Below are 14169 nucleotides of genomic sequence, written 5' to 3' on the forward strand. Positions count from 1 at the left end.
GGAGCGGTTGGAGCCCTGTCATGGCGAGCGGCGAAGAGCACGAGATCCAGGAGGAACGGCTGGCGCTCCTCAGCGTCCTCCAGGAGCTCACGGTCGCGGCGCTCGACCTCTTCGATCCGCACCAGTCGATGGCGGTCTTCCTGGAGCGGCTCGCCGAGCGCCTGAGCTGCATCGCCGTGCTCGTGCTCGTCGAGCCGGCCCCGCGGGCCCCGCGGCTCCTCGACGCCGCCGGCCTGTCGGCGAGCTCGCGCGCGCTGCCCATCCCGCCGCGCTCGCCCGCCGGGGCGGGCGAGCCCAACGGCGCGGGCGCGGGCCTCTCCTTGCCGTACCCCGAGCTCGCGCGGCCCGGGCTCGTGACGTGGCACTTTTCGCTGGAGGGGCAGGGCGACAGCGGCGCGTCCAGCCTCCTCCTCTGCTTCGAGAGCGAGCCCCCGTTCGCGCCCCGGTACCGGGGCATGATGCGCCGGCTCACGGCGACCTTCCGCACGGCGCTGGTGCACCGCCTGCTCTACGCCCGCATGATCGAGAACGAGCGCGAGCGGGCGCGGAACCTCGCCGCCGCGGAGGCGGGGCGCGCGGCGGCGGAGGCGGCGCAGCGGCGCGCGGCCTTCCTCTCCGAGGCGAGCCGGCTGCTCTCGAGCTCGCTCAATTACGAGGCGACGCTGGTGCGCGTCGCGCGCCTGCCGGTCCCGTTCGTCGCGGACTGGTGCATGGTCGACATCATCGAGCGCGAGGCGATGCTCCGGCGCGCGGTCGTCGTCCACGCCGATCCCCAGAAGAGCGAGCTCGCGCGCCTCCTGCAGGGCCAGACGCCGATGGACTCGGTCCTCCCGTCCGGCGTCGCGCGCGTGCTGGAGACGGGCGAGGCGGCGCTCTGCGAGGTCGCGGGCGCGCCCCTCGCCCCGGAGAGCGAGCGCGGCTCGTACGAGAGCGAGCCGCCGGTGTCGGCCAGCGAGGCGCTCCTCATGGAGCTCGGCCTCCGGCGTTACATCTCCGTGCCGCTCGTCACGCGCGGCACGATGCTCGGCGTGCTCACCATCGCGTCCGGCCGCGACGATCTCATGTACGGCGTGGAGGACCGGGCGCTCGCCGAGGATCTCGGGCGCAGGGCCGCGCTGGCGATCGACAACGCGCGGCTGTACGAGAGCGCGCAGCGGGCGATCCGGGCCCGGGAGGAGCTCGTCGCGGTGGTGTCGCACGATCTCAAGAGCCCGCTCGCCACCATCGTCATGAACACGAGCCTCCTGCGCCGGAAGCTGCCGGGCGCGGACGAGGCGGTCGACGTGCGGCGCCCCGTCGAGCGCATCCAGAAGGCGGCCGATCGCATGAACCGCCTCATCCGCGATCTGCTCGACCTGGCGAAGCTCGACGGCGGCCACATCTCGATCCAGCCGGTGCCCCACGACGTCGCAGGCCTGCTCGGCGACGCCATCGAGCTCCTGCGGGAGGAGGCGGCGGAGAAGTCGCTGCGCCTCGAGCAGAGCGTCGAGCTCGGCGTCGATCGAGCGCTCTGCGATCGCGAGCGGATCCTGCAGGTGATCGCCAACCTCGTCGGCAATGCGATCAAGTTCACGTCGGCCGGCGGCGAGGTCGCGATCCGGGCCGAGCCGTGGGGCCGGGAGGTGCGCCTCTCGGTGCGGGACACCGGCCCGGGCATCCCGGAGGACCAGCGGGCGCGGATCTTCGAGCGCTACTGGCAGGCGAAGGAGACGGCCCACAAGGGCACCGGGCTCGGCCTCTCGATCGCGAAGGCGCTCGTCGAGGTGCACGGCGGGCGGATCTGGGTCGAGAGCAAGGTGGGCGAGGGCAGCACGTTCTTCTTCACGCTGCCGATGGTGGAGGCCACGAGCGCGACATCGGGAGTCGCGGCAGGCACGCGCCTCGGGGCCTGACAGCGGCATTCGGGGTTTGCCGTACAGCGGTGTCATCACATCACCGAGGCAGGAGGGGCTCTTCGCCTTGCGCGTTGGCGGTCCGATCCGTTCATCGCTATACCTTGCCGCGATGAAGGACGTCGGGAACGACAGGGGCGAAGCGGCGCCGGCCGAGGCTCGATGGAGCGATGACGAGCGGGCGCTCGTCGAGGCCGCGCTCGGGTTGCTGGGCATCCGCAACCTCGTGCTCGCGATCCACGATCCGAGCTTTCCCTCGGACGACGCGGAGGACATCGGGCGCGGATCCCCGAATACCGAGGGGGGGCGCCGATTCCTCCGGTTCGCGCGGGATCTCGGCTTCAACGGCGTCCAGCTGGGGCCGCAGGGGGAGACCTCTGCCGACAACGCGTCTCCGTACGACGGCACCATCTTCTCGCGGAGCACGCTGTCGATCGCGCTCGCCCGGCTGGTCGAGGACGGCCCCTCCGGCGCGCTCCTCCGCCCCGAGTCGCTCCGGGAGATCGTCGCCGGCCGGCCTCCTGGCAGCGAGGCTCGCGCGCACCACGGCCATGCCTACCGCGCCCAGCGCGCCGCGCTCCGCGAGGCGTACGCGTCGTTCGAGGGCCGGCGGAGGCGCGGCGAGCCCGGCGACCTTGGCGAGCTAGGCGATCTCGAGCGCCGCCTCGACGCCTTCACACGGCGGAACGCGGCGTGGCTCGAGAGGGACGGGCTCTACGGCCCCCTCTGCGCCGAGCACCGGAGCGGCTGGTTTCACGGCTGGTCTGGCGAGCCGGAGCTGGACCGACGCCTCTATGCGCCTGGCCCTGGCGAGGTGGTCGCGTGCCGGGAGCGCAGGAGAGCGCTCCTCGACCTGTACCGCGACGAGCTCCGCTTCTACGCGTTCTGCCAGCTCCTCGCGCACGAGCAGCACGCGGCGCTCCGGACGGTGACGGCCGAGCTCGGGCTCAAGCTCTACGGCGATCTGCAGATAGGCTACTCGCCTCAGGATGCCTGGGCCTATCAATCGGTCTTCCTCAGGGGGTATCTGATGGGCGCGCCGCCGAGCCGGACCAACCCGGAGGGCCAGGTGTGGAGCTACCCTGTCCTGGATCCCGCGCAGTACGCGGATGCGTCGTCCGGCGGGCTCGCGCTCGTCCGTGCGCGGATGGACAAGATGTTCGACGAGTTCGACGGGGTGCGCCTCGATCATCCGCACGGGCTCGTCTGCCCCTGGGTCTATGCGGCCGACGCCCCCGATCCGCTCCGCGCCGTCCAGGGCGGGGCGCGGCTCTTCTCGTCGCCCGACCTGCCGGAGCACCCGTTGCTCGCGCGGTACGCCATCGTCTCGCCCGGGCAGCTGAACCGCGCCGTGCCCCGGTATGCCGACGGCTGGGTCACCTCGCTGTCTCCGGAGCAGGTCGGGCGCTACAGCGTCATTTTCGACACGATCGCGCGCTGCGCGGAGGCCCGCGGGCGCGCCATCTCCGACGTCGTGTGCGAGGTCCTGAGCACGCTCCCGTACCCGCTCGGGGCCGTCCTTGATAGGCACGGGCTGGGGCGCTTCCGGGTCACGCAGAAGGCCGATCTCGACAACCCGAAGGACGTCTATCGCAGCGAGAACGCCGCGCACGCCGACTGGATCATGGTGGGGACCCACGACACGCCGCCGCTCTGGAGGCTCCTCGACACCTGGGAGCGCGACGCCGCGCTGGGGCGGCAGGCGGCGTACCTGGCGACGCGCCTCGCGCCCTCGCCGGCCGAGGAGGGCGCGATGGCGCGCGCGCTCGCGTCCGACCCTCGCGCGCTGGCGCAGGCCAAGATCGCCGACCTCTTCGCCAGCCCGGCGTCGAACGTGATGGTCTTCTTCGCCGATCTGCTCGGGATGAAGGAGATCTACAACACGCCCGGCACGGTGGGCGACCACAACTGGTCGCTGCGGGTCCCTCGCGATTACGAGCGGTCCTATCTGGAGATGCGCGCGCGCGGCGCGGCCCTCGATCTCCCGCGCGCGCTCGCGCTCGCGCTGCGCGCTCGGGGGGGCGCGGAGTCGGCGGAGCGCGGGAACCTCGCCCGGCGCCTGGAGCGCTGCCCGCGCTAGCTCTCCTGCGGGACGTTGCGCCGGATCAGCAGAACGACCGCCATGACGCCAAGGACGCCAGGAGAGATGTGGACGCGTCGCCCTGACACTCTTCGGTCCTATTCCCCCGATCTCTTGGCGTCCTTGGCGTCCTTGGCGTCATGGCCGTTGGCTTTCGGTCTGACTTCCCACCGTAGCGCTACTTCGGGCTCCACACGGCCCACTTTCCCGACGTGGCCCATGTATCGCTCGCATCCTTGAACGCCCCGATGAACGCGGCGCTCGCGTCGAAGAACCCGTCCGGCGGCACGACCGCGTCCTTCGTCAGGGACGTCGCGGGACCGAACACGGGCGCGGACGGGTCGAAGCAGCCCTGGATACCCGGGTCCTCCTCCCGATTCTTCCGATCGGGCTCGCTCAGGAACGCGATCTCATCGAAGCCGCCGTCGTCGTCCTGGAGGATGCCTGTCCCGTCGCTCGTCTCGGCGTAGGCGAGGTCATTCACCAGATTGAAGAAGATCGAGCTCGCTATGTTCTGCTCGGGATCCGGGTCGCGCACGTCGAGGCCCGACTCGAAGCCCGTGACGATCGTGTTGGCGATGTTCACCTTCGTCGATCGGCGGAGGAGGATGCCGTACTGCTCCTTGCCCACGTCCACGCCTTTCCCGCAGAGCGTCGCGTTGTAGATCGTCGGCTCGCTCCGAGGCTCGAGCGCCGGCGTGAGCGCGAGCGGGTCGTTGTCCCCCTCGAACCCGTTCGTCTCCTCCGCGACGTTCGGGTCCTGCTGCGCCACGAGGAACTGGAGCTCTCCGCGATAACCTTGGTCCCAGTCGAAGGCGTCGTCTCCGCTGTACTGACAGGCGAGGTGCTTTGCGTTCACCGTGCCCCCGAAGAACTCGAAGCAGTCGTCGGACACGTGCCTCACCTGGACGAAATCGATGATCGTCCCCCTGCCGACCCCGCCGAGGGTGAGCCCGTTGATCTCGTTGTTCGGCGCGAGCTTCACGCCGGAGTACTCGATGCGCACGTATTTGAGCGTGCCGCTCGAGTCGTTCTCGTCGATGCCCCCGTATCGCCCGTTGTTCGTCAACCCCTCGATCTGGCCCGGGGTGCGTGCGCCGTTCGCGTCCACGTGGTTGGTCGGCGCGTTGCCGAGGAGGATGACGCCGCCCCAATCGCCGGCCATGCGATCCTCCGGGGCCTTGCTGCTCGTGAACACGATGGGCTCATCCCGGGTGCCCACGGCGATGAGCTTGGATCCGGGGTGCACAACGAGCGTCGCGGGGACCTGCGGGTTCGTCTCGCCGAGGACGGTCGTGCCCTTCTCGATGGTCAGCGTCGCCCCGGCCGAGACGTTCACCTGGCCCTTGAGGATGTACTTCTTGTCACATCTGAGCGTGAAATCCTCCGTGATATCCCCGGTGATCTCGACGGTCGGCTTGTCGGCCGCCGCGCACCCGCCTGGCGTGTTGCCGCCCTCGCCGCCGGCTGAGCCGCTCGACGAGGGGACGCAGACGCTGTCCGTGCGATCGCAGATGGCGCCGTCGAACTGCGCGCAGTCCGCGTCGGAAGCGCATTGCACATCCCGCTGCTCGATGATGAGCGAGCACGCGAGGGCGCTGGTGGCGAGCGCGCCCATGGCCAGCGCGAGGGCGGCGGCAGGTGGTGAATCGACGGGGCTGCGCTCGTGGTTCATTGCAATCACCCGATGGCAAGTGAATCGTCTCTGTCAAGCAGGGCCGCGCTGTCCGGCCGATAGGGACGTGGCGAAACCGTCGCTGACAGGCCATCGCATTCGCGAGAACGTCACATGACGGCCGCTTCGAGGTAACAGGTCGCGGGCATTCTCCGGGCCGGGCTGGCCTCCCTCTGGGGATCGATCCGGCACAGGTCGAATGAGCGCTCCCAGCGATCCCAATGGTTGGCGGAAATATCGCCCGATCGCCGAGATCGGCAGGGGAGGTATGGCCGACGTCTGCCTCGCGGTCGCCCAGGGCCCCGTGGGATTCAACAAGCTCGTCGTGCTGAAGCGGGTGCGGCCCGAGCTCGTGGAGGACGCCGACATCCTCGCGATGTTCCTCGACGAGGCGCGGCTCGCGGCCCGATTGAATCATCCGAACGTCGTTCAGACGTACGAGGTCGGCGACGAGGGAGCGCGCTTCTTCATCGCCATGGAGTACCTCGACGGCCAGCCGCTCGGCAGCATTCGCTCCCGCATGGGGCACGACAAGGTGCCGCTCCCGCTCCAGGTTCGCGTCCTGTGCGACGCGCTGGCCGGGCTCCATCACGCGCACGACCTGCGCGATTTCGACGGAACACCCCTCCACGTCGTCCACCGCGACGTGAGCCCGCAGAACATCTTCGTCACCTATGATGGCGTGATCAAGGTGGTCGACTTCGGCATCGCCAAGGCGGCCGACTCGCTGACGGAGACGCGCACCGGAACGCTCAAGGGCAAGGTCTCGTACATGTCGCCGGAGCAAGCGCGCGGAGAGCGCGTCGACCGGCGCTCCGACGTCTTCTCGGTGGGGGTGATCCTCTGGGAGGCGATCGCCCGGAGGCGCATGTGGAAGGGCTTCAACGACCTCGCGATCCTCGGGCGGCTCGCCATCGGAGAGGTCCCGAGGCTCGCGGAAGAGGCGTCCAGGGTCGAGCTCGACCCCGAGATCGAGCGGATCTGCCAGAGGGCGCTCGCGCCCGCGCTCGAGGACCGTCATGCCTCCGCGGCCGAGCTGCAGGCGGATCTCGAGCGCTGGCTCGGCGAGCGCCACCGGGGCATGTCCGCGCGGGAGGCCGGCGAGATCGTTGCCGGCCAGTTCGCGGACGACCGGGCGCGGATCAAGCAAGTCGTGGAGGAGCAGCTGCGCGGCGTGCGCTGGACCGGGAGCTCTCCGAGGGTCACGCTGACGCCCGACCTGCCGAAGCTGAGCGCCGGTCCGATGTCGATGACGCCGACCTTGACTGCGCCTGCGGCGGTCAGCGCCTCCTCGGACGGGAGCTCGATGCTGCCCTCGGTCAGCATGACCGGCGCGAAGGAGCGCCCCGCGCGCCCGAACCGCGCGATCGTCGTGATCGCGGTCACCTTCGTCGCCATCGGCGGAGCCGTGAGCGTCGGGGTCTTGCGCGCGCAGCCATGGAGGATCGCCGCGAGCGATCACCAGGAGGCGCAGGTCGCCGCGCGGCCTGCGGCGGAGCCCGCTCCGAAGCAGGAAGAGGCCATCCGCCTCGTCGTCCGCGTCTCGCCGGTCGACGCGACGGTCTCCATCGACGGCTCGCCGATGTCGACCGGCGCCTACGAGGGCCGCCTCGCCAGGGATGGCCGCGCGCACGTCATCCGCGCGGAGGCGCCGGGGTTCCTCGCGCAGGAAGAGAAGGTCACGGCGAGCAACGATCTCTTCTTGAGCCTCGCGTTGAAGAGCGAACCGGAAGCGCAGCCAGGGAGGCTCGCCGCCATCGGTCGGAGCGCCCCGGTGAGCGTCGCCACGGCGCCGCCGTCGAGCGCGCCCGCGCCGCCGTCGAGCGCGCCCGCGCCGCCGTCGAGCGCGCCCGCGCCGCCGTCTGCCGAGCAGAAGCCGAAGCGGGGGATCGATCTGGAGAGCCCGTACGCCCGATGAACACCCCGAGAGCGCTCGCCCTCTGCGCCGCGATCGTGCTCAGCGCCCCGCTCGGCGCGTTCGCTCAGCCTGCCGGTAACAAGACCGAGGAGGCCGACGCCCGCTTCCGGCGAGGCGTCGAGCTCTACAACGAGGTGGATTATGGCGCTGCGCTCATCGAGTTTCGCCGCGCCTACGAGCTCGCGCCCGCATATCAGGTGCTCTACAATATCGCAGGTACGTGTTATCAGCTCAAGGACTACGCCTGCGCGCTGCGCGCCTTCGAGAGGTACCTCGCCGACGGTGGCGAGCGGATCCCGGGCGGCCGGCGGGCCGAGGTGGAGCGGGACATCGCCGTCCTGCGGAGCCGCGTCGCGACGGTGGAGATCTCGACCTCGGCGCCGGACGTCGAGATCACCGTGGACGGCGTGCCGGCGGGCAAGACGCCGCTCCCTGAGCCCCTTCTGATGAGCGCCGGGCGCCGCCGCATCGCCGCCGAGGCGCCGGGCCGCCCGGCCGTGTTGAGGGTCGTCGACGTGGCCGGCGGCGATCACGTTCGGCTCAAGATCGCGCTCCCCGAAGCGCGGGCCCTGCAGAGCCCCGGCGAGGGCGCGGGCGGCGCGCCGGCTCCGCCGCCGGCGCCGCCGGGCGCGCTGCGGATGGACCGCGCGCCTCGCCAGCAGCGGAGCGTGCCCGCGTTCCCCTGGCTCGCGACCGGCGCGCTCGCCGTGGGCGCGGCCGCCACCGGGGTCCTCGCGCTCGGCGCTTCCGGGGACCTCGACGCGGAGCTCGATCGGTATCCCGGCGACGCCCGCGCCGTCGAGCGAGCGCGGGCGAGGAGCGAGGCGCTCGCGCTCACCACCGACCTGCTCGCGGGCGCCGCCGTGCTCGCCGGCGGCATCTCGATCTACCTCACTGTCGCTGGCGCGGGCCCGGAGCGCGGCGATGGAGAGCGCGCGTCATCTCCTCCGGTGAGGCTCACGATCGCGCCGGCGTCTCTCGAGCTCGCGGGCTCTTTCTAGGACCGACGCAGAGCGTCGCAGGGTCGCGACGGTCAAAACGCTTGCATCCAGCGCGCTGGAGCTGCATTGATCCGGGCGATCGCCGCGGTCATGGGGGCTTCTCCCGTGCGACGCCGCGGCGACGGTGCGACAAGGTGGTCAATCACCCGCGCTGCCCGCGAGTCGAGAACGAGATGGGAGACACCAGGTGAGCACGACCAAAGCGTCTCTTGGGACCCTGTTCCTCATGCTCTCCCTGGCCACGCCTGCGCTCGCGCAAGAGGCGGCGCCGCGGCAGCCCGTCACGGACAAGACGAAGGAGCGCTGGGCGAAGAGCCAGGGAGGCCGGTTCGGCTTCGAGATCGACGTCCTGAGCTCGTCTTACCAGCGGGAGATCGCGGCGGCCGCCGGCGAAGAGGCGTCCGTCGAGGAGTCGTCGCGGCTCGGCGTCGCCATCACCGCCGCCGCCCAGTACAAGCTCTTCGCGGGCCTCCACCTCGACGCGGAGATCCCGTTCGCCTACGGCGACGTCTCGGGCCCCCAGTCGACAGACCTGTTCGGCAGGCGGTTCACGAGCGGCGCAGGATACAGCCAGTTCTTCATCGGCAATCCCACGTTCGGCCTCCACTACGCTGCCAACGCCCTTCCCATCCTCGCGCTCTTCGGCGGCATGAGCTTGACGATCCCGCTCCACCCGCACCCGGGCGCGGAGCTCGAGGTCGCGTCGGTGGCGAACTTCCCCGCGCGGGCTTACTTCGATGCGCAGCGCGTGCTGCTCGCGCACTGGGCCTTCCGGGCGCGCGTCGGGACCGAGATCAACGTCGGCAAGGTCCTGTTCTTCACTCACGATCTCGCGAGTCAGGTCTTCTTTCCGACCCGGGACGGGGAGGACACGAAGACCGTGATCGAGCAGGGAAACGAGATCGAGTTCCGCCCGTTCGGGAACTTTGGCATCGGCATGCGCCTTCAGGCGGCGTTCCCTCTCTCCTCGAGCAACTCGGCCCAGCTCGCGGCGGAGCCGTTCGTCGGCTGGGAGCCGCTCGTGAAGGGCTCTTTCACCCGCGTCGGCGCGCTTGTCGCGCTCGACGACGATCTCGGCTTCGGCCTCGATCAGGGGAAGGTCGCCACCATCCGCGTCGCCCTGGGCAGCAAATGGTAGGGAGCGAGCGCCGGAGGGGCGAGCTACGCTGAGCGCCCCGTGATGACGACCCCCAGCCCGAGCCGCGACCCCTGGGTCGGCGTGCCGAGGCCGAACCCTGCTGCCCGGCTTCGACTCTTCTGTGCGCCCTATGCGGGCGGCGGCTCGTCGATCTACAGCGCCTGGTGGCGCGAGCTTCCCGCGCACACGGAGCTCTGCGCGCTCAAGCTCCCCGGCCGGGAGGCGCGCATGAGCGAGCCGCCGTTCGAGCGCCTCACGCCGCTCGTCCAGGCCCTCGCCACCGCGCTCGACCCATGGCTCACGAAGCCGTTCGCGCTGTATGGCCACAGCCTCGGCGCGCTCGTCTGCTTCGAGCTCGCGCGCGAGCTCCGCCGTCGGGGAGCACCGCTGCCGCGCCACCTCTTCGTGTCCGGCCGGCGCCCGCCTCACGTTCGCGGCTCGGATCCGCTCCATGGCCTGCCCGAGCCCGAGTTTCTGGAGCGGATCCGCCGCATGGGGGGCACGCCCGACGAGGTGCTGCGCGACCCGGAGCTCCTGGCGCTCTTCCTGCCTGTCCTGCGCGCGGATTTCGCGGTCAACGAGGTCGAGCCGTTCGTCCCGGGGGCCCCGCTCGAGTGTCCGATCTCCGCGTTCGGGGGCCTCGACGACGAGCGCGCGGACCGCGCCGATCTCGAGGGCTGGCGCCCTCACACGCGCGGAGCTTTCCGGGTCGAGATGTTCCCCGGCGGACACTTCTTCCTGCGGAGCGCCCGGGAGCCGCTCCTGCGGTCGATCTCGGCCGTCCTCGGCGACGTCGAGCGCGCGCTCCCCGCGTGACGGCCGACGCTGGGTGGGTGTTGAGCCCGGGGCGGGAGCCATGCAAAGAAGGAGGGACCCGCAGCCTCTCTGCCTCTCTCCTCTCTTTCTCTTTCTCTCTGCCTGTCTGCCCCTCTGCTTCCCCGGAGACCCGAACGATGACCGATTTCCAGTACCAGGACATGCTCCCCCTCGGCCATGATGAGACCCCGTACCGCCTCGTCAGCCGCGACCATGTCTCGACCTTCGAGGCCGCCGGCTCGACGTTCCTCAAGGTCGAGCCGGAGGGGCTCACCCTGCTCGCGCGCGAGGCGATGCGCGACATCGCCCACCTCCTCCGGCCCGGTCACCTCGCGCAGCTCGCGCGGATCCTCGGCGATCCCGAGGCTTCGTCGAACGATCGCTTCGTCGCCCTCGAGCTCCTCAAGAACGCGAGCATCGCCGCGGGGGGCGTGCTCCCGTCGTGCCAGGACACAGGCACGGCCGTCGTCATGGGCAAGAAGGGCCAGCTCGTCTTCACGGGCGGCGGCGACGAGGCGGCGATCGCGCGCGGCGTCTTCGAGACCTACCGCGCGCAGAACCTGCGCTATTCGCAGCTCGCGCCGCTCGACATGTACCGGGAGGTCAACACGAACGACAACCTCCCTGCGCAGATCGAGATCTTCGCGACGGACGGCGACGCCTACAAGCTCCTGTTCATGGCGAAGGGCGGCGGCTCCGCGAACAAGAGCTATCTTTACCAGGAGACCAAGGCGCTCCTGAACCCGGAGAGCCTGCTCTCCTTCGTCGAGGCGAAGATCCGCGCGCTCGGCACCGCGGCGTGCCCGCCGTACCACCTCGCCATCGTCGTCGGCGGCACGTCGGCCGAGTACACGCTCAAGGTCGCGAAGCTCGCCTCGGCGCGCTACCTCGACACGCTCCCGGCCGACGGCAACGCGCGCGGGCGCGGCTTCCGCGACCGCGAGCTCGAGCAGAAGGTGCTCGAGCTCGCGCAGCGGACGGGGATCGGGGCGCAGTTCGGGGGCAAGCACTTCTGCCACGACGTCCGGGTCATCCGCCTGCCGCGCCACGGCGCCTCGTGCCCTGTCGGCATCGCCGTCTCGTGCTCCGCGGATCGTCAGGCGCTCGGCAAGATCACGCGCGAGGGCATCTTCCTCGAGCAGCTCGAGACCGATCCCGCGAAGTACCTGCCCGACACGACGGACGCGGATCTCGAGGGCGAGGTCGTGAAGCTCGACCTCCGCCGTCCCATGAGCGAGATCCGCGCGGAGCTCTCGAGGTACCCCATCCGCACGCGGCTCTCGCTGAGCGGCCCGATGATCGTCGCGCGGGACATCGCGCACGCGAAGATCAAGGAGCGCCTCGATCGCGGCGACGGCATGCCGAGCTACCTGCAGGAGTTCATGGTCTACTACGCCGGGCCCGCGAAGACGCCCGCGGGCTACGCCTCCGGCTCGTTCGGCCCCACCACGGCCGGCCGGATGGACGCGTACGTCGACCTCTTCCAGGCGAACGGCGGCAGCTACGTCATGCTCGCGAAGGGCAACCGCTCGCCCGCCGTCACCGCGGCGTGCAAGAAGCACGGCGGCTTCTACCTGGGCTCGATCGGCGGTCCGGCCGCGCGCCTCGCGAAGGACTGCATCAAGAAGGTCGAGGTGCTCGAGTACCCCGAGCTCGGCATGGAGGCGGTCTGGAAGATCGAGGTCGAGGATTTCCCCGCCTTCATCGTCGTGGACGACAAGGGCAACGACTTCTTCGCCGACATCAACAAGCCGGCCGGCCGGAAGCTCGAAGTCGCCGGCTGACGTCCGGAGCCCGGGAATCGCGGCCTGCCATCAGGGGATGACGAGGGTGACCGAGGCAAATGGTCACATTCGAGGCGTCTTGGCGCCTGTTCAGCCCGGTATCGGCTCGACGAGCGCTGCTGGGGCCGCGGCCCGCGGGGGCACGGTCCGTGCTTTGACCTCGTGCGGAAGGAGCTGAGCATGACAGTTCGACCTGATCGCACGGTGTCTCATGGCCGCGCTGACGCTGGGCACCACCGTTTCGAGGATCGGCACGGTGGTCCCGATGGATCTCGCCATCAGCTGGAGGTGGATCGTTTGGACCGGCTGGTGCGCGCAGCGCAGGAGATCGCCGGTCAAGCAGAGCGTCGAGAGCGCGAGAAGCGCAGCGACGCGGGCCAGGAGGCGAGGCCCGGCGACGGCGGCGTCAAGTCGCGTCCGGCGCCGAGGAATCCGAGCATCGCCGACCTCGAGCGCGCGGACAACGAGGGGATGCTGCCGCCGGGGGAGACGTGATGAGCGCACGCGCGATGAGCCTCGATGGGCTCGTCGATCGGCTCGTGCCGGGCGCGCTCCGCCCCGCGGAGCGCGCGCCCCTCGCCCCTGCGCTCGACGCGGAGGTGCGGCACGTCGACACGTGGAGCGCGGGGCGCCTCGCCTATTACGTGGACGCCCGCGCTGCGGGGCGCCCCGTGGTGCTCGTGCACGGGGTCGACGCGGCCGCCTCGTCCAGGGAGATGGCGCCCCTGTTCGATGCGCTCCGCGGCGAGCGGCCGGTCTACGCGCTCGATCTTCCCGGCTTCGGCCTCTCGGAGCGAGCGGACCGCGTGTACGATCGCGAGCTCTACCGCGCCGCGCTGCGTCGCTTCCTCACGGACGTGGTCCGCGCGCCGGGCGGCGCCGACGTCATCGCGCTCTCCCTCTCCTCGGAGTTCGCCGCCGCCGTCGCCTGCGAGGAGACGAGCATCGTTCACAGCCTCGTGCTCATCTCCCCGACGGGGCTCGGCCGTGAGCCTCCCGGCGCGAGCGCCCTCCTCCGGGCCGTCTCGCGCGTCCCCTACGCCGCGGAGGCGCTCTTTCGCGTGCTGGCCGCGCCGCCCAGCATTCGCTGGTTCCTGAAGAAGAGCTTCGTCGGCGCGCCGGATCCAGGCCTCGTCGACTATGCCATCCGCGCGTCGAAGGAGCCTTTGGCTCACCGGGCCCCCCTCGCGTTCATCGCCGGTGCCCTGTTCACGAACGACGCTCTCCAGCGCCTCTATGCGCGCCTGCCCGTCGCCACGCTGATCCTCCACGACCGTGACCCGTATTCGCGCTTCGACCGCCTCGCCGAGCTCACGCAGCAGAACGCCCGCGTGGAGGCCGCCCGCGTCGCGCCCACGCTGGGTCTCCCGCACTTCGAGCAGCTCGACGCCACGCTCGATGTCGTGCGCAGGTTCTGGGCGCAGGACCCTTGGTAGCTCTCTTCCACAGAACGACCAGGACAGCCTGGTAGAGAGCTCCGCGCAGGGCGGACGTCGATTTCCTGCGGAGCCCCCGGGCTCCGCAGGGCCGAGGTCGTCCGGTCCGCCCAGGAGCCGCCGCCCTCGACGCCGAACATGTATGCGCCATTACTGACTGGCCCCTTCTCGTGCCAGCGGGCCTGTGCTCCGCTGGTTTCGTGCGACCCGAGCAGGGTCTCGAGGATCGACCTGCGACACGCATCCAGTTTCACCGCTCCTGGAGCACCTGGTGTACAATGGAGCGGTGGCGGAACACCGGGTGTGCCGACAGGAGCACCCGGTGTGTGTGGTCACGTGCGTGCCGGTTCGATCGGGGGCCATTTCGTTAGGACCATGACATCTGCGACCCGGGAGGGGTGTCCTTGTGCAGCAATCCGGCGATGGAGC

Annotated in this window: 10 protein-coding genes; 9 read left to right on the forward strand and 1 reads right to left on the reverse strand. The window is 70.6% G+C overall.

The window, feature by feature from the left end:
* The first annotated feature begins 20 nt into the window (after positions 1–20).
* A complete protein-coding gene (locus WMF44_RS02030; RefSeq protein WP_437297436.1) occupies positions 21–1892 on the forward strand; it encodes a sensor histidine kinase in 1872 nt (623 codons plus the stop codon).
* A gap of 112 nt (positions 1893–2004) precedes the next feature.
* The gene (locus tag WMF44_RS02035; RefSeq protein ID WP_437297437.1) at positions 2005–3972 is read left to right on the forward strand and encodes a 4-alpha-glucanotransferase; all 1968 of its coding nucleotides are present in this window, start codon (positions 2005–2007) and stop codon (positions 3970–3972) included.
* A gap of 178 nt (positions 3973–4150) precedes the next feature.
* On the opposite strand, the gene WMF44_RS02040 is transcribed toward WMF44_RS02035, so the two are convergent.
* The gene (locus tag WMF44_RS02040) at positions 4151–5647 is read right to left on the reverse strand and encodes a hypothetical protein (protein ID WP_437297438.1); all 1497 of its coding nucleotides are present in this window, start codon (positions 5645–5647) and stop codon (positions 4151–4153) included.
* 199 nt (positions 5648–5846) lie between these two features.
* Here WMF44_RS02040 and WMF44_RS02045 point away from each other — a divergent pair, with 199 nt between their 5' ends.
* From WMF44_RS02045 to WMF44_RS02075, 7 genes are all read left to right on the forward strand, one after another.
* Positions 5847–7565: a serine/threonine protein kinase gene (locus WMF44_RS02045; protein WP_437297439.1), complete on the forward strand. Its 1719-nt coding sequence runs from the start codon at positions 5847–5849 to the stop codon at positions 7563–7565.
* Positions 7562–8566, forward strand: a complete 1005-nt coding sequence (locus WMF44_RS02050) for a PEGA domain-containing protein (RefSeq protein ID WP_437297440.1) — start codon at positions 7562–7564, stop codon at positions 8564–8566. Before WMF44_RS02045 ends, WMF44_RS02050 begins: the two co-directional genes overlap by 4 nt.
* A gap of 187 nt (positions 8567–8753) precedes the next feature.
* Positions 8754–9704 (forward strand): hypothetical protein, encoded by a 951-nt coding sequence (locus tag WMF44_RS02055; RefSeq protein WP_437297441.1) that lies wholly within the window; start codon positions 8754–8756, stop codon positions 9702–9704.
* A gap of 42 nt (positions 9705–9746) precedes the next feature.
* Positions 9747–10520, forward strand: a complete 774-nt coding sequence (locus WMF44_RS02060) for a thioesterase II family protein (RefSeq protein ID WP_437297442.1) — start codon at positions 9747–9749, stop codon at positions 10518–10520.
* 137 nt (positions 10521–10657) lie between these two features.
* Positions 10658–12304, forward strand: a complete 1647-nt coding sequence (locus WMF44_RS02065) for a fumarate hydratase (protein ID WP_437297443.1) — start codon at positions 10658–10660, stop codon at positions 12302–12304.
* 288 nt (positions 12305–12592) lie between these two features.
* A complete protein-coding gene (locus WMF44_RS02070) occupies positions 12593–12799 on the forward strand; it encodes a hypothetical protein (protein ID WP_157906384.1) in 207 nt (68 codons plus the stop codon).
* Positions 12799–13740 carry an alpha/beta fold hydrolase gene (locus WMF44_RS02075; protein WP_437297444.1) on the forward strand — a complete coding sequence of 314 codons (942 nt, stop codon included), beginning with the start codon at positions 12799–12801 and terminating at the stop codon, positions 13738–13740. The genes WMF44_RS02070 and WMF44_RS02075 overlap by 1 nt, the downstream gene beginning before the upstream one ends.
* Positions 13741–14169 lie beyond the last annotated feature (429 nt).

It is taken from the genome of Sorangium sp. So ce426, assembly GCF_051475585.1.
In the GTDB taxonomy this organism is placed as follows: domain Bacteria; phylum Myxococcota_A; class Polyangia; order Polyangiales; family Polyangiaceae; genus Sorangium; species Sorangium cellulosum_B.